Source organism: Streptomyces sp. NPDC004051 (assembly GCF_053604275.1).
Map to the genome: position 1 here is coordinate 182572 of NZ_JBSGHG010000002.1, position 18856 is coordinate 201427.

General features: G+C 73.3%; 18 protein-coding genes. 11 read left to right on the top strand and 7 right to left on the bottom strand.

The genetic code is table 11. The features are described 5' to 3' along the window. Positions 1–48: 48 nt before the first annotated feature. The 5 genes from ACWEQO_RS04380 to paaA are packed head-to-tail and all read right to left on the bottom strand — an operon-like array spanning position 49 to position 3728. Positions 49–1107, bottom strand: coding sequence for a 2Fe-2S iron-sulfur cluster-binding protein (locus ACWEQO_RS04380; protein WP_361459898.1), 1059 nt, complete (start codon positions 1105–1107; stop codon positions 49–51). Next, the gene (gene paaD, locus ACWEQO_RS04385) at positions 1107–1694 is read right to left on the bottom strand and encodes a 1,2-phenylacetyl-CoA epoxidase subunit PaaD (RefSeq protein ID WP_452978750.1); all 588 of its coding nucleotides are present in this window, start codon (positions 1692–1694) and stop codon (positions 1107–1109) included. Before paaD ends, ACWEQO_RS04380 begins: the two co-directional genes overlap by 1 nt. Continuing rightward, complete coding sequence (gene paaC / locus ACWEQO_RS04390; protein ID WP_452978753.1) at positions 1688–2446, bottom strand: 1,2-phenylacetyl-CoA epoxidase subunit PaaC; 759 nt, start codon at positions 2444–2446, stop codon at positions 1688–1690. Before paaC ends, paaD begins: the two co-directional genes overlap by 7 nt. After that, the gene (paaB, locus tag ACWEQO_RS04395) at positions 2443–2730 is read right to left on the bottom strand and encodes a 1,2-phenylacetyl-CoA epoxidase subunit PaaB (RefSeq protein ID WP_055574617.1); all 288 of its coding nucleotides are present in this window, start codon (positions 2728–2730) and stop codon (positions 2443–2445) included. The genes paaC and paaB overlap by 4 nt, the downstream gene beginning before the upstream one ends. Further along, positions 2727–3728, bottom strand: coding sequence for a 1,2-phenylacetyl-CoA epoxidase subunit PaaA (gene paaA / locus ACWEQO_RS04400; RefSeq protein WP_361459901.1), 1002 nt, complete (start codon positions 3726–3728; stop codon positions 2727–2729). The genes paaB and paaA overlap by 4 nt, the downstream gene beginning before the upstream one ends. Before the next feature lie 261 nt (positions 3729–3989). Here paaA and ACWEQO_RS04405 point away from each other — a divergent pair, with 261 nt between their 5' ends. From ACWEQO_RS04405 to ACWEQO_RS04415, 3 genes are read left to right on the top strand one after another with little or no spacing between them, the layout of a single operon-like run. Further along, on the top strand, positions 3990–4751 hold the full coding sequence (locus ACWEQO_RS04405; RefSeq protein ID WP_452978758.1) for a DUF5819 family protein: 762 nt from the start codon (positions 3990–3992) through the stop codon (positions 4749–4751). Beyond that, positions 4748–6013, top strand: a complete 1266-nt coding sequence (locus ACWEQO_RS04410) for an HTTM domain-containing protein (protein ID WP_452978760.1) — start codon at positions 4748–4750, stop codon at positions 6011–6013. Before ACWEQO_RS04405 ends, ACWEQO_RS04410 begins: the two co-directional genes overlap by 4 nt. Before the next feature lie 10 nt (positions 6014–6023). After that, complete coding sequence (locus ACWEQO_RS04415; RefSeq protein WP_452978763.1) at positions 6024–6821, top strand: TrmH family RNA methyltransferase; 798 nt, start codon at positions 6024–6026, stop codon at positions 6819–6821. 39 nt (positions 6822–6860) lie between these two features. Here ACWEQO_RS04415 and paaN read toward each other — a convergent pair whose 3' ends face one another. Continuing rightward, positions 6861–8552, bottom strand: coding sequence for a phenylacetic acid degradation protein PaaN (gene paaN, locus ACWEQO_RS04420; protein WP_361459905.1), 1692 nt, complete (start codon positions 8550–8552; stop codon positions 6861–6863). Positions 8553–8707: 155 nt separating this feature from the next. Here paaN and ACWEQO_RS04425 point away from each other — a divergent pair, with 155 nt between their 5' ends. Both ACWEQO_RS04425 and ACWEQO_RS04430 read left to right on the top strand, forming a co-directional pair. Beyond that, on the top strand, positions 8708–10276 hold the full coding sequence (locus tag ACWEQO_RS04425) for a 3-hydroxyacyl-CoA dehydrogenase (protein WP_452978766.1): 1569 nt from the start codon (positions 8708–8710) through the stop codon (positions 10274–10276). Continuing rightward, on the top strand, positions 10273–10863 hold the full coding sequence (locus tag ACWEQO_RS04430) for a TetR/AcrR family transcriptional regulator (protein WP_361459907.1): 591 nt from the start codon (positions 10273–10275) through the stop codon (positions 10861–10863). Before ACWEQO_RS04425 ends, ACWEQO_RS04430 begins: the two co-directional genes overlap by 4 nt. 30 nt (positions 10864–10893) lie before the next feature. Here the strand turns inward: ACWEQO_RS04430 and ACWEQO_RS04435 are convergent, their stop codons facing one another. Beyond that, a complete protein-coding gene (locus ACWEQO_RS04435; RefSeq protein ID WP_361459908.1) occupies positions 10894–11379 on the bottom strand; it encodes an Lrp/AsnC family transcriptional regulator in 486 nt (161 codons plus the stop codon). 189 nt (positions 11380–11568) lie between these two features. Between ACWEQO_RS04435 and pdhA the strand changes: the two genes are divergently transcribed. The 6 genes from pdhA (at position 11569) to ACWEQO_RS04465 (ending at position 18815) form a co-directional block, all read left to right on the top strand. Further along, positions 11569–12723 carry a pyruvate dehydrogenase (acetyl-transferring) E1 component subunit alpha gene (pdhA, locus tag ACWEQO_RS04440; RefSeq protein WP_452978771.1) on the top strand — a complete coding sequence of 385 codons (1155 nt, stop codon included), beginning with the start codon at positions 11569–11571 and terminating at the stop codon, positions 12721–12723. Next, entirely contained in the window at positions 12720–13724 is a 1005-nt protein-coding gene (locus tag ACWEQO_RS04445) for an alpha-ketoacid dehydrogenase subunit beta (RefSeq protein WP_361459910.1), read from the top strand. Before pdhA ends, ACWEQO_RS04445 begins: the two co-directional genes overlap by 4 nt. Then, complete coding sequence (locus tag ACWEQO_RS04450; RefSeq protein ID WP_452978774.1) at positions 13724–15082, top strand: dihydrolipoamide acetyltransferase family protein; 1359 nt, start codon at positions 13724–13726, stop codon at positions 15080–15082. The genes ACWEQO_RS04445 and ACWEQO_RS04450 overlap by 1 nt, the downstream gene beginning before the upstream one ends. A gap of 84 nt (positions 15083–15166) precedes the next feature. Further along, entirely contained in the window at positions 15167–16195 is a 1029-nt protein-coding gene (locus ACWEQO_RS04455) for an NTP transferase domain-containing protein (protein ID WP_452978777.1), read from the top strand. After that, positions 16192–17721: a molybdopterin molybdotransferase MoeA gene (locus ACWEQO_RS04460; RefSeq protein ID WP_452978780.1), complete on the top strand. Its 1530-nt coding sequence runs from the start codon at positions 16192–16194 to the stop codon at positions 17719–17721. Before ACWEQO_RS04455 ends, ACWEQO_RS04460 begins: the two co-directional genes overlap by 4 nt. Further along, positions 17718–18815, top strand: coding sequence for a potassium channel family protein (locus ACWEQO_RS04465; protein ID WP_452978783.1), 1098 nt, complete (start codon positions 17718–17720; stop codon positions 18813–18815). Before ACWEQO_RS04460 ends, ACWEQO_RS04465 begins: the two co-directional genes overlap by 4 nt. The last annotated feature ends 41 nt before the right edge of the window (positions 18816–18856 follow it).

Consider the following 18856-nt stretch of genomic DNA (forward strand, 5'->3'; position numbering starts at 1 on the left):
ACAGGCCCCGTAAGCACGCAGCGGGCGGCGGGCAGCGGGCGACAGGCGTCAGCGGTCGAAGTCCAGCTCCACCCTCTCCGTCACCGGGTGCGACTGGCAGGCCAGTACGTAGCCCGCCTCGGTCTCCTCCGACTCCAGCGCGAAGTTGCGGTTCATCCGCACCTCGCCCGAGACGAGGAAGGCACGGCAGGTTCCGCACACCCCGCCCTTGCAGGCGTAGGGGGCGTCGGGGCGGTTGCGCAGCACCGTCTCCAGCAGGGACTCGCCGTCCTGGACGGGCCAGGTGCCGCCGCGTCCGTCGAGCAGGGCGGTGACCGTGCTGTGGGCGGGGGCCGGTGCCCCGGGGGCTACCGGTGTCCCGGTGTCCACGTGGAAGATCTCTTCATGGATGCGGGAGCGGGCCACGCCCAGGCCGCGCAGCGCCCGCTCCGCCCCCTCCACCAGCCCGTACGGGCCGCACAGGAACCAGCCGTCCACCTGCTCCACGGGCAGCAGCGCCGGCAGCAGTGCGGTGAGCCGCTCCCGGTCGAGCCGCCCGGACGGCAGCCCCGCCTGCTGCTCCTCCCGCGAGAGCACCGTCACCAGGTGGAACCGCTCGGGGTAGCGGTCCTTCAGGTCGGCCACCTCCTCTAGGAACATCGTCGAGGCGGCCGTGCGGTCACTGCGGATCAGGCAGAACCGGGCCTCGGGCTCGCGTCCCAGCAGGGTCGAGACGATGGACAGCACCGGTGTGATGCCGCTCCCGCCGACGATCGCCGCGTACCGGCCGGGCGCGGGCCGGAGGGTGAACCGGCCCGCCGGGGGCATCACCTCCAGCTCGTCCCCGACGCCGATCTCCTTCAGGGCGTACGTCGAGAAGGCCCCGCCGTCGACCAGCCGCACCCCCACCCGCAGCGTGCCGGGCCCTCGGTCGTCGGGTGCCGGGGAGCAGATGGAGTAGGTGCGCCGGATGTCCTCGCCGTCGGCCCTGCGCCGCAGGGTGAGGTGCTGGCCCGGGGCGTGGCGGTACTGCTCGCGCAGTTCCGGGGGGACGGCGAGGGTGAGGGCCACGGAGTCGTCGGTGAGCCGCTCGACCGAGGCCACCCGGAGCCGGTGGAAGCGCGCCATCACAACTCCTTGAAGTGGTCGAACGGTTCGAGGCAGGCCAGGCACCGGCGCAGCGCCTTGCACGCCGTGGACGAGAAACGGCTGAGCAGTTCGGTCTCGGCGGAGCCGCAGTGCGGGCACCGCACCGGCTCCGGAGCGACGGACGCCTCACCGGCCGGTGGAGCGCCGGCCGGTGGAGCGCCGGCCAGCGGGTCGCGGGTGCGGGTCGGGCCGAGATCCACCGGGACCGCGCCGGACGGCGGCCGGACACGGGGCGGGGCGATGCCGAACTCCCGCAGCTTGCGCCGTCCCTCCTCGGTGATGTCGTCGGTCGACCAGGCGGGCGCGAGCACTCTGCGGACGGTGACCTCACGCACGCCGTGTCCGCGCAGGACCCGCTCTATGTCCGCCGACATCGCCTCGACGGCCGGGCACCCCGTGTACGTGGGGGTCAGCTCGACCTCGACGGCGTCCGTCCCGTGCGCGTGCACCGCGCGCACCACGCCCAGCTCGCGCAGGGTCAGCACGGGCAGTTCGGGGTCGGGCACCGAACCGGCCAGTTCCAGGAGTTCGGCCTCCAGCGGGGTGGTGGGCGCCGTGGTCACCATGTCGCCCCCGGGTGGCTGCGGTGCAGGTGCTGCATCTCGGCGAGCATCCGGCCGAAGGGCTCGGTGTGCAGTCCCTGACGGCCGGCGCCGGCCGTCCAGGCCCCGGCGCGCGGTCCCTCGGGCACGGTGAGGGTGGCCCGGCGCAGTACCCGGGTGATCTGCTCCAGCCAGGCCGCCTCCAGGGCCGGCCAGTCGATGTCGAGGCCCTCGACCGGCTGGAACATCTCGCCGGTGTACCGCCACAGGGCGTCCACGGCCCGCTGGGTCCGGGCCCTGCTGGTCTCCGTGCCGTCGCCGAGCCGCAGGGTCCACTGCTCGGCGTGGTCGCGGTGGTAGGCGACCTCCTTGACGGCCTTTCCGGCCAGCGGCGCGAACGGTCCGTCCCCCGCGGCGAGTTCGGTGTGCAGGAGATGCTGGTAGGTGGAGAAGTACAGCTGGCGGACGATGGTGTGGGCGAAGTCGCCGTTCGGCTGTTCCACCAGCTGGAGGTTGCGGAAGGCGCGCTCCTCGCGGAGGAAGGCCAGCTCGTCCTCGTCGCCGGCCGTCGACAGCAGCACCCGGGCCTGGCCCAGCAGGTCCAGCGCGATGTTGGCGAGGGCCACCTCCTCCTCCAGCACCGGGGCGTTGCCCGCCCACTCGCCCAGGCGGTGGGAGAGCACCAGGGCGTCGTCGCCGAGGGCGAGCGCGGCCGTCGTGCGGGCGGTGTCGTCCTCGGCGGCCGTCTGCGCGGAGGCGCCGGGTGGTGTCGTCACAGGTGCCGCACTCCCTCGGGGATCTCGTAGAACGTCGGGTGCCGGTAGGGCTTGTCGGCGGCGGGTTCGAAGAACGGGTCCTTCTCGTCCGGCGAGGAGGCGGTGACCGCGGACGACGGCACGACCCAGATCGAGACGCCCTCGCCGCGCCGGGTGTACAGATCGCGGGCGTTGCGCAGGGCGAGCTCCGCGTCCGGGGCGTGCAGGCTGCCGGCGTGGGTGTGGGAGAGCCCCCGGCGGGAGCGCACGAAGACCTCCCACAGGGGCCAGTCGGTGTCGGTCATGTACGGGTCGCTCCTGTCTCGCCGTTCGCGTGCTTGGCCGCATGGGCCGCTGCCGCCTCCCTGACCCAGGCGCCCTCCTCGTGGGCGCGCCTGCGCCGGGTCAGCCGCTCCTCGTTGCACGGGCCGTTGCCCTTGAGGACGTTCCAGAACTCGGCCCAGTCGATCGGGCCGAAGTCGTGGTGCCCCCGCTCCTCGTTCCACCGCAGGTCCGGGTCGGGGAGGGTGAGGCCGAGCGACTCGGCCTGGGGGACGCAGATGTCGACGAAGCGCTGGCGCAGCTCGTCGTTGGAGTGCCGCTTGATCTTCCAGGCCATCGACTGCGCGGAGTGCTGTGACTCGTCGTCGGGCGGGCCGAACATCATCAGGGACGGCCACCACCAGCGGTCCACCGCGTCCTGGGCCATCGCGTGCTGCTCGGGGGTGCCGCGGCTCAGGGCCAGCAGCAGCTCGTAGCCCTGGCGCTGGTGGAAGGACTCCTCCTTGCAGATGCGCACCATGGCACGTGCGTACGGGCCGTACGAGCAGCGGCACAGGGGCACCTGGTTGGTGATCGCGGCGCCGTCCACCAGCCAGCCGATCGCACCGACGTCGGCCCAGGTCAGCGTGGGGTAGTTGAAGATCGAGGAGTACTTCTGGCGGCCGGAGTGCAGCTTGTCCAGCAGCTCCTCGCGGCTGGTTCCGAGGGTCTCGGCGGCGCTGTAGAGGTACAGGCCGTGTCCTGCCTCGTCCTGCACCTTGGCCATCAGGATCGCCTTGCGGCGCAGCGACGGCGCGCGGGTGATCCAGTTGGCCTCCGGCTGCATGCCGATGATCTCGGAGTGCGCGTGCTGGGCGATCTGCCGGACGAGTGTGGCGCGGTAGGCGTCGGGCATCCAGTCGCGTGGTTCGATCCGCTCGTCGGCGGCGACGGCCGCCTCGAAGGCACGCTCGTGCCCCGCGCCGTCCGGTGCGTCGTGCGTACGGTCGCCGACCGTGCCGCGAGCGGCTGCTGTCGCCATGAGGTCCCCCTCGACCTTGGTTCTTCTCGAGCTGGGTTCTTCCCGGAACACGCTCCCGACCGATCGTTCGGTTCGTGCGGTTCCATGGTGAGACGGCCGCCGCGAGGTGTCAACAGCTGTGGACGACCTCCGGGGCTGTGCTCCGGAGGCCGGTGCTGAGTACCGTTCCCGTGCGACACGGTGGAGCCGCGAAGCGGTGTGCGGGCGGTACGACGGCGCCGCGACCGGGACACGGACCGGGGAATGTGGGAACGGGGCGGGATGAACGCGTACGACGAGGGCTCGCACGCCCGACAGGGACCGGACGGGCCGGACGGGCCGGAGGGACCGGACGGCCCGGAGGAGCCGAGCGACCTCGCCCCGCCGTCCGAGCCGGCCACCGGCGTGGCCGCCCTCTCCCTGCGGTACCGGATCGCCGCCGCGACGGCCCTCGGGGTCGTCGCGGTCGTGGTCTGCGTCCACCTCGGCATGACGTTCCTGCACGTCGCGCCCGCGAACACGGTCTCCAAGGAGCACGGCACGGCGATCGAGGACTGGATCTACCCGGAGTTCGAACAGAACTGGAAGCTGTTCGCCCCCGATCCGCTGCAGCAGAACATCTCCGTCCAGGTCCGCGCCGAGATCCTGACGGCGGACGGGGGAGTGCGGACCACCGGCTGGTACGACCTGTCCGCCCAGGACGGCCGGGCCATCGACGGCAACCTCCTGCCCAGCCACACCCAGCAGAACGAGCTCCGTCGCGCCTGGGACTTCTTCGTCGCCACGCACGACGAGGACGATCGCCCGGTGGGCGTGCGGGGCGTGCTGGCCGAGTCGTATCTGCGCCGGATCATGGTGATGCGGCTCGAACGGTCGGACGCGGCCGGGCCGGGCGGCGTCGTCGACCGGGTCCAGGTCCGCTCCCGCACCGTCGACGTGCCGCCGCCCTGGTGGAGCGAGGAGCAGGTCTCGACGAAGCCGGTGCACCGCACCCTGCCCTGGTGGCCGGTGCCGGAGGACGAGGCCCGGGGAGGCATCGGATGAACCGCTTCTCCCCCAGGGTCCCCGGCGCCGTCGCACGGGTCGCCGACGCCGCCCTCGGCCCGTACCAGACCGCCGTGATCCGGATCGGCTTCAGCGCCACCTGGCTGCTGTTCCTGCTCCGGGAGGCGCCCCACCGCCAGGAGCTGTACGGTCCCGACGGCCCGTGGAACTGGGATCTCGCCGATCAGCTGGTCGGGTCCAACGGCGCCTTCACCGTGCTGCTGTGGTCGGACGGCCAGGGCTGGTTCGAGGCCGGCTACGCGCTCGCGGTGGTGTGGAGCGCGCTGCTGCTGCTGGGCTGGCGCACCCGCACCATGTCGGTGCTGTTCATGGTGGGCGTGCTGTCGCTGCAGAACCGCAGCGTCTTCATGGGCGACGGCGGCGACAACGTCCTGCACCTGATGTCGATCTACCTCGTGTTCACCCGCTGCGGCCAGGTGTGGTCGCTGGACGCGCGGCGCGCCCGGCGCGAGCAGCGGGCCCGCGCGCGGGGGGAACGGCCGCGGGACCGGGTGGGCCCCGCGCTCTGGGGTGTGCTGGGCTTCCTGCTGCTGATGGCGACCCTGGCCGGCCGGATGGACGGTGACTGGTTCGTCCCGGCGCTGCTGTGGGCCGTCTGGGTGGTGCAGGCGCTGTGGTGGCTGGTGGGGCGGCGTGCGCGGACCCCGCAGCCGCGCATCCTGCTGGACGTCGTCGCCAACGTCGTGCACAACGGGGCCCTGCTGGTGATCATGGCCGAGGCCTGTCTGATCTACGCCACGGCCGGCTGGTACAAGGTCCAGGGCTCCCGCTGGCAGGACGGCACCGCGGTCCACTATCCGCTCCACCTGGAGTACTTCTCCCCCTGGCCGGCCCTCGGCGACCTGCTGACCGCCAGCGGCACCCTGGTGATGCTGGTGACGTACGGGACGGTCGCCGTGCAGGTCGCCTTCCCGTTCACCCTGTTCAACCGGCGGGTCAAGAACGTGTTCCTGGTGCTCATGATCACGGAGCACGCCGTGATCGCCGTCGTCCTGGGCCTGCCCTTCTTCTCGCTGGCGATGATCGCGGCCGACGCCGTCTTCCTGCCGACGACGTTCCTGCGCCGCCTGGGCAACGGCTCCACCCGCGGGTACGAGTGGGTGCGGGCCCGCGGGCGGCGGCCCCGCACCCGTACGGGCGGCCCGTCCGTCCCGGGGCCCCGGCCCGCCGACTCGGGAACGCGGGCGGGTGACCGGCCGGCCGCCCCCGCGCCGGGGAAGGCGCCCGGCCCCCGCGCGTAGGCTGCACGTCATGGCCGCCCCCGACCCCGTCCCCGCCCCCGGAACCCCCGTCCCCGCCCGGGACGCGGGTCCCGTCTCCCGCTGGCACCGGCAAAGCGGGACCGCCGTCCTGCTCGACGGCTTCCACGCCCTCAAGCACGCCGTGCGCTTCGGGGCGCAGGTCGAGGTGGCGGTCACCGCGGACCGGGCCGCCGCGCTCGCCCTCGCGGACGAGCTGGCCCCGGACGTCCGGGACGTGCTGGCGGCGCTGCTGGCCGAGGTGCCGCACGCGACGTACGCCTCGCTGGTCCCGCGCCCGCATCCCACCGCCGTCGCCGCCCTCGCCGTGCGGCCCTCCCGCGCGGGCAACCTCGAGAGGCTGGCGCACACCCCGCGCACCGCCCCCGTGGTGGTCCTGGACCAGCCGCGCAACCTGGGCAACGCGGGGGCGGTGATCCGGCTGGCAGCCGGTTTCGGGGCGACCGGTGTCGTCACCACCGGCACCCTCGACCCCTGGCACCCCACGGTCGTGCGGGGCGGGGCCGGGCTGCACTTCGCGACCGCCGTGGAGCGGCTGTCCGTCGACGAACTGCCCGCCGGCCCGGTGTTCGCGCTCGACCCGGAGGGGGACGACATCCGCGCGCTGAAGCTGCCGGACGACGCGCTGCTCGCCTTCGGCTCGGAGCGCAGCGGGCTCTCGGCGGAACTGCGCGCGCGGGCCGACCACCTGGTGGCGCTGCCGATGCACCCCCAGGTCTCCAGCTACAACCTCGCGACCAGTGTGGCCATGACGCTGTACCACTGGAGTGCCACCGGGGGCGCGTCCTAGCGAGGTCCACGTACCCGCGGCGGCCGCCTCACCCGGCCGTCACGCCTCCCGTCGTACCTCGATCACCCGGAACCGGTTGGCCACGAACGCCGCGTCGGTGAGGGTCGCGTTGGCCGCCGGGTTGCCGCCGGAGCCGTGGAAGTCGGAGAACGCGGCCGTCTGGTTGACGTACACCCCGCCGGTGAGGTTGAGGGAGAGCTGGGCCGCCTCCTCCAGGCACACCTCCCGCACGGTCTCCTCGACCTCGGGGGAGGTCGTGTACGCGCCCACGGTCATCGCGCCCTTCTCGCGGACGGTGCGCCGCAGGAGCTCCGCCGCGTCCGAGGCGGAGTCGACCATGACGGCGAAGGAGACCGGTCCGAAGCACTCGCTCATGTAGGCGGCCTCGGCGTCCGGCTTCGAGCCGTCCAGCTTCACGATCACGGGGGTGCGGACCACCGCGTCCGGGAACTCCGGGTGGGCGATCTCCCGGGAGGCGAGGGCGACCTCGCCGAGACCGGCGGCGGCCTCCAGTCGGGCCTTGACGTCCGGGTTGACGATCGCGCCGAGCAGCGCGTTCGCGCGCGCGTCGTCGCCGAGCAGGCCGTCGACCGCCTTCGCGAGGTCGGCGACGACCTCGTCGAAGGACCTGGGGCCCTGGTCGGTGGTGATGCCCTCGCGCGGGATCAGCAGGTTCTGCGGGGTGGTGCACATCTGGCCGCTGTAGAGCGAGAGGGAGAACGCCAGGTTGGCGAGCATGCCCCGGTAGTCGTCGGTCGACTCCACGATCACCGTGTTGACGCCGGCCTTCTCGGTGTGGACCTGCGCCTGGCGGGCGTTGGCCTCCAGCCAGTCGCCGAACTCCGTGGAGCCGGTGTAGTCGATGATCCGGATCTCCGGGCGCGTGGCGAGCGTCTTGGCGATGCCCTCGCCGGGCTTCTCGGCGGCCAGGGCCACCAGGTTCGGGTCGAAACCGGCTTCGGTCAGCACCTGGCGCGCGACCTGGACGGTGAGCGCGAGCGGCAGCACCGCGCGCGGGTGCGGCTTGACCAGGACCGCGTTGCCGGTGGCGAGGGAGGCGAACAGGCCGGGGTAGCCGTTCCACGTCGGGAAGGTGTTGCAGCCGATGACCAGGCCGATGCCGCGCGGGACCGGGGTGAACCGCTTGGTCAGCGCCAGCGGTTCGCGCTTGCCCTGCGGCTTGGTCCACTCCGCGGTGCCGGGGGTGCGCGTCTGCTCGGCGTACGCGTACGCCACCGCCTCCATGCCGCGGTCCTGCGCGTGCGGGCCGCCGGCCTGGAACGCCATCATGAACGCCTGGCCGGAGGTGTGCATGACCGCGTGGGCGAACTCCATCGTCCGGTCGCTGATCCGCCGGAGGATCTCGAGGCAGACCACCGCCCGGGTCTCGGCGCCCGCGTCCCGCCAGGCCCGCATCCCGGCCCGCATGGCGGGCAGCAGCACGTCGAGGTCGGCGTGCGGGTAGCTCACGCCCAGCTCGACGCCGTACGGGGAAGTCTCGCCGCCCACCCAGTCGTCCGTGCCGGGCTGGCCGAGGTCGAGGCGGGTGCCGAGCAGGGCGTCGAAGGCGGCCTTGCCCGCCGCCGGGTCCAGACTGTCGTCCTTCCCGTAGGCCTTGGGGTGTTCGGGGTGCGGGGACCAGTACGCACGGGTGCGGATCGCCTCCAGCGCCCGGTCCAGGGTGGGCCGGTGCCGGGTGATCAGCTGCTGCGCGGTGAGTTCGGCGGCCATCGGGGACCAACTCCTCGTCGAGTTCGTGGGCCGGGCCCAAGCATGGGCGGGGGGATGTCGGAACACGGGCGGTCAGGGTTAGAGTAACCGAACGATCGGTCGGGACAAGGGGTCCGCCGCATCTGTGGACCGGCTCGTGCGGGAGGATCGCGCACATGACAGCACTCGACCTCAGCAGCCCCGTGGCCGTCGTCGGCGCCGGCACCATGGGCCAGGGCATCGCCCAGGTCGCCCTGGTCGCGGGCCATCCCGTGCGGCTGTACGACGCCGTTCCCGGCCGGGCCCGGGAGGCGGCCGACGGGATCACGGCCCGGCTCGACCGGCTGGTGGCCAAGGAGCGGCTCACCGCCGCCGACCGGGACGCGGCCCGCGCCCGCCTGCGGCCCGTCGACGACCTCGCGGGACTCGCGGACTGTGCCCTGGTGGTCGAGGCCGTCCTGGAGCGCCTGGACGTCAAGCAGGAGCTGTTCCGCGCGCTGGAGGACGTCGTCGACGACGACTGCCTGCTCGCCACCAACACCTCGTCCCTGTCGGTCACCGCCATCGGCGGCGCGCTGAGAGCCCCCGGGCGCTTCGTGGGCCTGCACTTCTTCAACCCGGCCCCGCTGCTGCCGCTCGTCGAGGTCGTCTCCGGCTTCGCCACCGAGGTCGCGCACGCCACGCGGGCGTACGAGACGGCCCGCGCCTGGGGCAAGACGCCGGTCGCCTGCGCCGACACCCCCGGCTTCATCGTCAACCGGGTCGCCCGGCCCTTCTACGCCGAGGCCTTCGCGGTGTACGAGTCCCAGGCGGCCGACCCGGCCACGATCGACGCGGTGCTGCGCGAGTCCGGCGGCTTCCGCATGGGCGCCTTCGAACTGACCGACCTCATCGGGCAGGACGTCAACGAGGCCGTCACCCACTCGGTGTGGCAGGCCTTCTTCCAGGACGTGCGCTTCACGCCCTCCCTGGCCCAGCGCCGGCTGGTCGAGTCCGGCCGTCTCGGCCGCAAGAGCGGCCGGGGATGGTACGACTACTCCGATCACTCCGATCACTCCGATCACTCCGACCGTACGGACCGCTCCGGCCGCGCGGACGGCGCCGGGCGTCCCGAGCCGCACACCGCGGAGCCGGTGGCGCCGCCCGCGTACGTGGTCGCCGAGGGCGATCTGGGCCCCGCCTCGGAGCTGCTCGCACTGATCCGGGAGGCGGGCGTCGAGGTCCGCGCGGAGGACGAGGACAACGGCACCCGGCTGGTGCTGCCCGGCGGTGGTCAACTGGTGCTCGCGGACGGGCAGACGTCGGTGGAGTTCCGCGACGTCGTCTACTTCGACCTCGCCCTCGACTACCGGGAGGCCGGCCGGATCGCCCTGTCCCACTCCCAGGACACCTCCCCGCGGACCGTCGCCGAGGCCATCGGCCTGTTCCAGGCGCTCGGCAAGAAGGTCAGCGTCATCGGCGACGTCCCGGGCATGATCGTCGCGCGTACGGTGGCGCGGATCATCGACCTGGCGGTCGAGGCCGTCGCCAAGGGCGTGGCCACCGAGGAGGACGTCGACACCGCGATGCGCCTGGGCGTCAACTACCCGCTGGGGCCGCTGGAGTGGAGCAGGCGGCTCGGCGGCACCTGGGCCTGCTCCGTGCTGGACAACCTGCACGAGTGCGATCCGTCCGGCCGCTACGCGCCGTCACTCGCGCTGTACCGCCACGCCTACACCTCGGACAAGCGGGAGGGCACCCCATGAGCACCGCCCGGCGCGACACGTACACCCCGGAGACCCTGCTGGCCGTCGCCGTGCGGGTGTTCAACGAACGTGGCTACGACGGCACCTCGATGGAGCACCTCTCCAGGGCGGCGGGCATCTCCAAGTCGTCGATCTACCACCACGTGGCGGGCAAGGAGGAGCTGCTGCGGCGTGCGGTGAGCCGGGCGCTGGACGGTCTCTTCGGCATCCTCGACGAGGAGCAGGCGCGCGTGGGGCGGGCCGCCGAGCGGCTGGAGCACGTCGTACGGCGCACGGTCGAGGTCCTGATCGCGGAGCTGCCGTACGTGACGCTGCTGCTGCGGGTGCGCGGCAACACGGACACCGAGCGGTGGGCCCTGGAGCGGCGGCGCGAGTTCGACCACCGGGTGGCGGGGCTGATGAAGGCCGCGGCGGCGGAAGGGGACGTGCGCGGCGACATAGAGGTGCGCCTGGCGACCCGGCTGGTCTTCGGGATGATCAACTCGCTCGTCGAGTGGTACCGGCCCGACGGACGCGGCACCAGCGAGCGCGAAGTGGCCGACGCGGTGGTCCGGCTGGCCTTCTCGGGACTGCGCAGGGCGGCCTGACCCGACGGGCGTCCCGCGGGCGGTCCCGCCTCAGCCCTGCGGTTCCAGGTCTTCCTCCTCGAACACCAGCAGGGTGCGGGTGCTGAGCACCTCGGGGATCGCCTGGAGCCGGGTCAGCACCAGCTCGCGCAACGTCCGGTTGTCCGGCGTGTGCACCAGGAGCAGCACGTCGAAGTCGCCGCCCACCAGGGCGATGTGGGAGGCGCCGGGGAGCTGTCTGAGCTGCTCGCGGACCGTGCGCCAGGTGTTCTGGACGATTTTCAGGGTGATGTACGCGGACGTGCCGTGGCCGGCGCGTTCGTGGTCGACGCGGGCCCCGAAGCCGCGGATGACGCCGTCCTCCACGAGCCGGTTGATCCGGGCGTAGGCGTTGGCGCGCGAGACGTGGACCCGTTCGGCGACCGACCGGACCGAGGCACGGCCGTCCGCCTGGAGCATGCGCAGGATGTCCTGGTCCACGGCGTCCAGGGGGCGTGCGGGCGGCAGCGCTCCGGTACCCCCCGGTCCTTCGGCCATTTGTTCAGACGACACGCGCCCCCGCCTCTCCGTCATGGACGTACTGCGTCCATCTCAGGCTGTGGAGAACCGTTTGTCCACAGCCTGGTACCACCCGTAGCCAAAATGCACCGGCGACCGAACAATCGGTTGGTGAGGCGCGTCACAGACGCCGCGCCTCCACAGCCGCTCCCACGAGGAGGTGCCGTCATGACGGTCATGGAGCAGCGGGGCGCTTATCGGCCGACCCCGCCGCCCGCCTGGCAGCCCCGTACCGACCCCGCGCCGCTGCTGCCCGACGCGGAGCCGTACCGGGTGCTCGGCACCGAGGGGGCCGACCGGGCCGACCCGGAGCTGCTGCGCCGGCTGTACGCGGAACTGGTCAGGGGCCGCCGCTACAACGCGCAGGCCACCGCCCTCACCAAGCAGGGCCGTCTCGCGGTCTACCCCTCCAGCACCGGCCAGGAGGCCTGCGAGGTCGCCGCGGCGCTGGTCCTGGAGGAGCAGGACTGGCTCTTCCCGAGCTACCGCGACACGCTCGCCGTCATTGCACGCGGAGTGGACCCCGTACAGGCGCTCACCCTGCTGCGCGGCGACTGGCACACCGGTTACGACCCCCACGAGCACCGGGTCGCACCGCTGAGCACCCCGCTCGCCACCCAGCTGCCGCACGCCGTCGGACTCGCGCACGCCGCCCGCCTCAAGGGCGACGACGTGGTCGCGCTGGCCATGGTCGGCGACGGCGGCACCAGCGAGGGCGATTTCCACGAGGCGCTGAACTTCGCCGCCGTGTGGCGGGCCCCGGTGGTCTTCCTCGTCCAGAACAACGGCTTCGCGATCTCCGTACCGCTCGCCAAGCAGACCGCGGCCCCGTCGCTGGCCCACAAGGCCGTCGGCTACGGCATGCCCGGCCGGCTGGTCGACGGCAACGACGCGGCCGCCGTCCACGAGGTCCTGGCCGACGCCGTCCGCCAAGCGCGTGCGGGCGGCGGTCCGACCCTGGTCGAGGCGATCACCTACCGCGTGGAGGCCCACACCAACGCCGACGACGCGACCCGCTACCGCGGCGACGCCGAGGTGGAGGCATGGAAGAAGCACGACCCCGTCGCGCTTCTGGAGCAGGAGCTGACCCGGCGCGGCCTGCTCGACGACGACTGCGTCGCCGCCGCCCGCCAGGACGCCGAGACCCTGGCCGCCGACCTGCGGGAACGCATGAACCAGGACCCCGTGCTCGACCCCATGGAACTGTTCGCCCACGTCTACGCCGAGCCCACCCCGCAGCTGCTGGAGCAGCGGGAACAGCTGCGGGCCGAGCTGGCGGCCGAGGCCGAGGCCGGGGCCGAGCCGGAAGGGGGGCAGCGATGACCACCGTCGCCGCCAAGCCGGCCACCATGGCGCAGGCACTCACCCGCGCGCTGCGCGACGCCATGGCCGAGGACCCGTCCGTGCACGTCCTGGGCGAGGACGTGGGCACCCTCGGCGGTGTCTTCCGCATCACCGACGGACTCGCCCAGGAGTTCGGCGAGGACCGCTGCACGGACACCCCGCTGGCCGAGGCGGGCATCCTCGGCACGGCCGTCGGCATGGCGATGTACGGCCTGCGGCCGGTCGTGGAGATGCAGTTCGACGCGTTCGCCTACCCGGCGTTCGAGCAACTGGTGTCGCACGTCGCGAGGATGCGCAACCGCACGCGCGGAAAGATGCCCCTGCCGCTCACCATCCGTGTCCCCTACGGCGGCGGCATCGGCGGCGTCGAGCACCACAGCGACTCCTCCGAGGCGTACTACATGGCGACTCCGGGGCTCCATGTCGTCACGCCCGCGACCGTCCCGGACGCCTACGGACTGCTGCGCGCCGCCATCGCCTCCGACGACCCGGTCGTCCTGCTCGAGCCCAAGCGGCTGTACTGGTCGAAGGACTCCTGGGATCCGGAACGGCCGGCGTCCGTTGAACCGTTGGGCCGTGCGGTGGTGCGGCGCGCCGGCCGGAGCGCCACGCTCATCACGTACGGGCCGTCCGTTCCCGTCTGCCTGGAGGCGGCCGAGGCGGCCCGGGCCGAGGGCTGGGACCTCGAGGTCGTCGATCTGCGCTCCCTGGTGCCGTTCGACGACGAGACGGTGTGCGCCTCGGTGCGGCGGACCGGACGCGCGGTCGTCGTCCACGAGTCGGGCGGCTTCGGCGGCCCCGGCGGGGAGATCGCGGCCCGGGTCACGGAGCGCTGCTTCCACCATCTGGAGGCGCCGGTGCTGCGGGTGGCCGGGTTCGACCTCCCGTATCCGCCGCCGATGCTGGAGCGCCACCACCTGCCCGGCGTGGACCGGATCCTGGACGCCGTGGGGCGTCTGCAGTGGGAGGCCGAGAGCTGATGGCACAGGTGCTGGAGTTCAAGCTCCCCGACCTCGGTGAGGGGCTCACCGGGGCGGAGATCGTGCGCTGGCTGGTCGAGGTGGGCGATGTCGTCACCGTCGACCAGCCGGTCGTCGAGGTCGAGACGGCCAAGGCGATGGTGGACGTGCCCTGCCCGTACGGGGGTGTGGTCACCGCCCGCTTCGGCGAGGAGGGCACCGAACTGCCGGTGGGCGCCCCGCTGCTCACGGTGGCCGTGGAGGGACCGGAGACCGACCGGACACCGGGTGAGGACCGCCGGCCTGCCGCTTCGAGCGAGGCCTCCGGCAACGTCCTGGTGGGTTACGGCACCTCGGAGGCTCCGGCCCGGCGCCGCAGGGTGCGGCCGGGACAGCCGGTGTCCGCCACGTCCGCCACGTCCGCCGGGCGCACCGTGCTCGCGGCCGGGGCGCTGGACGGTCCGGTCCCCGTGATCTCACCCCTGGTGCGCAGGCTGGCCCGGCAGAACGGCCTGGACCTGCGGGGGATGACGGGTTCCGGGCCCGAGGGGCTGATCCTGCGGGCGGACGTGGAGCACGCGCTCCGGGCCGCCGGCACGCAGCAGGCCCACCAGGACCGGACGGCCGCCACCGAGCCGCACGCGCCGGCGGCGCGGGCCCACACGCCGGCCGCCGGTACCGCGGTCCCGGGGGTCGTCCGCGTCCCCCTCAAGGGCATCCGGGGCGCCGTGGCCGACAAGCTCTCCCGCAGCCGCACCGAGATACCGGACGCGACCTGCTGGGTGGACGCCGACGCGACCGAGCTGATGCGGGCACGGGCCGCGATGAACGCCTCGGGCGGTCCGAAGATCTCCGTGCTCGCCCTGCTGGCCCGGATCTGCACCGCCGCGCTGGCCCGCTTCCCAGAGCTCAACTCCTCCGTGGACACGGAGGCCAGGGAGATCGTCCGGCACGCGGCCGTGCACCTCGGTTTCGCCGCGCAGACCGAGCGGGGACTGGTCGTCCCCGTCGTCGAGGACGCGCACACGCGGGACGCGGAGTCGCTCACCGCGGAGTTCGCCCGGCTGACCGGGGCGGCCCGGTCCGGGACGCTGACGCCCGCCGAACTCACGGGCGGAACCTTCACGTTGAACAATTACGGCGTCTTCGGCGTCGACGGCTCCACCCCGATCATCAACCACCCCGAGGCCGCCATGCTCGGCGTCGGCCGCATCGTCCCCAAGCCCTGGGTCCACGAGGGCGAGCTGGCGGTGCGACAGGTCGTGCAGCTCTCGCTCACCTTCGACCACCGGGTCTGCGACGGCGGCACGGCGGGCGGTTTCCTGCGCCATGTGGCGGACTGCGTGGAGCAACCGGCGGTGCTGCTGCGGACGCTGTGAGGTCCGGTTCCCCCCCGCCGCGTCCGTTCCCGGACACCGTGCCCCCGCGTTCCCCGTGATCGCGGGGGCACGCATACTCGAGGGGTGACCGAGTACGAGCTCCCTGGTGCTCCCGGTGCCGGACCCGATGCCGTGGGAGACCGGGGCCGGGGCCGGGGCCGGGACCGGGACCGTGACCGTGAGCTCGACCGGGGCCCCGCACCGGATGCGGCGGCGCCGCTCGAGCCCGCCGCGTACGACGCCCTCGTGCTCGCCGGTGGCGGCGCCCGGCGGCTCGGGGGCGCGGACAAGCCCGGCGTGCGGGTGGGCGGTCGGGCGTTGCTCGACCGGGTGCTCGCGGCCTGCGCCGACGCCCGCACCACCGTGGTCGTGGCCGATCCCCGCCCCACCTCCCGGCCCGTGCTCTGGGCGCGCGAGGAGCCGCCGGGTGGCGGCCCGCTCGCCGCGCTCGACGCCGGGATCCGGCTCAGCACCGCGGAGTACGTGGTGCTGCTCTCCGCCGACCTGCCGTTCCTCGACGGGCGCACGGTCGACGAGCTGCTGACCACCCTCCGTAGGAGCCCGGCCGACGGGGCCGTACTGACCGACGCCGACGGACGGGACCAGCCACTCGTGGCCGCGTACCGCACGGCGGCCCTGCGCCGCGAACTCGCCGCGCTCGGCGAACGGCACGGCCGGCTGGCCGGACTGCCGCTGCGCCGGCTGACCGGCTCGCTCGACCTCACCAGGATCTTCGGCCCGGTGGCGTCCTTCGACTGCGACACCTGGGACGACATCGCCGCCGCCAGAGCACGCATCAGGGAGCATGGACACGTGTTGGATGAATGGATTACCGCAGTCAAGGACGAGCTGGGCATCGATCTGGACGTCGACACCGGCGTCCTCCTCGACCTCGCCCGTGACGCCGCCCACGGCGTGGCCAGGCCGGCCGCGCCGCTGACCACCTTCCTCGTCGGTTACGCGGCGGCCCGCGCGGGCGGTGACCGGGAAGCCGTGGCCGAGGCCGCCCGCAAGGCCGCGGCCCTCGCCACCCGCTGGGCCGACGAGGACACCCCCGACGCCGCCCCCGCCGCTCCCGACGCCGCCCCCGGCACGAGCCCGGACGCCCGATGACCGCGCCCGACGCCCGAGCCGAGGAGGACACCGAGAGCGCCGAGAGCGCCGAGAGCGCCGAGAGCGCCAAGAGCGCCGAGAGCGCCAAGAGCGCCGAGGACACCGAGGACGCCGATGATCTCGACGTCGAGGAGGCTCTCGCCCTCGTGAACGAAGCTTCCGGCCGCACCCCCGGCCGCGCCTCCGGCACCTCCGGCCGTACCTCCGGCGCCCCCGGGCACGCCCCCTCCGAGCACCGTCCGCGCCGTCACGGCGTCCCCTGGACCGAGGCCCGCGCCATCGCCGAGCACGCCGTCCGCAACGGCACCGGCCGCAACGGCACCGGAGGCCGCGCCACCCGCCGTACCCGGGTCGCCCCGGTCTCCGTGCCGCTCGACTCCGCCCTCGGCCTCACCCTGGCCGCCCCCCTCACGGCCCTCACCGACCTGCCCTCCTTCGACACCTCGGCCATGGACGGCTGGGCGGTTTCCGGCCCGGGGCCCTGGACCGTGCGGGAGGAAGGCGTCCTCGCCGGGCACGCCGCGCGCACCCCGCTCACCGACGGCGAAGCCGTCCGTATCGCCACCGGCGCCCGGGTCCCCCCGGAGACCACCGCCGTCCTCCGCAGCGAACACGGCCGCACCGACGCCAAGGGCCGCCTGCACGCCGCCGCGCCCCGGGGCACCGGCACGGCCCGGGCCGGGCACACCGCCACGGTGGCGCACGGTCAGGACATCCGTCCCCGCGGCCAGGAATGCCGCAGCGGTGACCAGCTGCTGTCGGCCGGCACCCTGGTGACGCCCGCCGTGCTGGGCCTCGCCGCGGCCGCCGGATACGACACCCTCAGCGCATTCCCCCGACCTCGCGTCGAGGTCCTCGTCCTCGGCGACGAGCTGCTCACGGGGGGCCTTCCGCACGACGGGCTGATCCGGGACGCGCTCGGTCCGATGCTGCCGCCCTGGCTGCGCGCACTGGGCGCCGAGGTCACCGCGGTCCGCCGGGTCCGCGACGACGCGCGCACGCTGCACAAGGCGATCACGACATCCGATGCCGATCTCGTCGTCACCACCGGCGGCACCGCCGCGGGCCCGGTCGACCACGTCCACCCGACGCTGAGCCGCATCGGAGCCGAACTCCTGGTGGACGGGGTCGATGTACGCCCCGGCCACCCCATGCTCCTGGCCCGCACCAAGGAGAACCAGCACCTCGTCGGTCTGCCGGGCAATCCCCTCGCCGCCGTCTCCGGACTGCTCACGCTCGCCGAACCCCTGCTGCGTGCCCTCGCGGCCCGCCCGGCCCCCGAGCCGTACACGATGCCGCTGCGGGACGCGGTCCAGGGGCATCCGCACGACACCCGGCTCATCCCCGTCGTGCTGCGCGGGGACATCGCCCTGCCGCTGCACTACAACGGTCCCGCCATGCTGCGCGGCATCGCGGCGGCCGATGCCCTCGCCGTCGTACCGCCGGGCGGCACGCGGCCCCGGCAGGAGACGGAACTGCTCGACCTCCCCTGGGCGTCCGGGGGAATCGGGGTGTGTTTCACGTGAAACTTCCGGGTCAGGACGCCATTGCTCGCCAGGCGGACGAGCACTTGGTGACGCATCGGGTGAAGCTGCCGAGGAAGGTGGTCGAGCACCCGATCCGCCAGGTCACCAAACGGCTGTCCATGGCTTTGCTGATCCTCGTGGTGACGGCGTTGATCGTGTACCTCGACCGCGGCGGCTACAACGACGGCGCCGACGGCACCCTCGACTTCCTCGATGCCTTCTACTACGCGACCGTCACCCTCTCCACCACCGGATACGGCGACATCACGCCGGTCAGCGACAGCGCCCGGCTGACCAATATCCTCGTCATCACGCCGTTGCGCGTGATGTTCCTGATCATCCTGGTCGGCACCACCCTCGAAGCCCTCACCGAACGCACCCGGGAGGAGTGGCGACTGAACCGATGGAGGTCCACGTTGCGTGATCACACCGTTGTCGTCGGATTCGGCACGAAGGGCAGGTCCGCGATCCGGACCATCTGCAAGACGGGACTCCGCAAGGAGCAGGTCGTGGTGGTCGACCCCAGCGGCAAGGCGATCGAAGCCGCCGCGGCCGACGGATACGCGGGCGTCATAGGGGACGCGACGCGCAGCGAGGTGCTGAAGCGGGCCGAGGTGTACCGGGCGAAGCAGATCATCATCGCCACGCAGCGCGACGACACCGCTGTGCTGGTGACGCTGACGGCCCGACAGCTCAACCGTGGCGCGAAGATCGCGGTCGCGGTGCGCGAGGAGGAGAACGCTCCGCTGCTGAAGCAGTCCGGCGCCGACGCGGTCATCACCAGCGCCAGCGCGGCCGGCCGGCTGCTCGGGCTGTCGCTGCTCAGCCCCGCGGCCGGCGTGGTGATGGAGGATCTCATCCAGCAGGGCACGGGGCTCGACATGGTCGAACGGCCGGTCATAAAGGCCGAGGTGGGCAGGACGCCGCGAGAGGTCGACGATCTGGTGGTGAGCGTCCTGCGCGGGCACCGGTTGCTCGGCTACGACGACGCGAACGTCGGGACGCTCGAGCTGACCGACCGGCTGATCACGATCGTGCGGAGGACGCCGGCCAGGCAGGTGGCGCCCGACATGCGCCCGCTCCCCCGGGACTGACCGCAGACCCCGCGGACGGTACGGGCCTCATGGCCCGTACC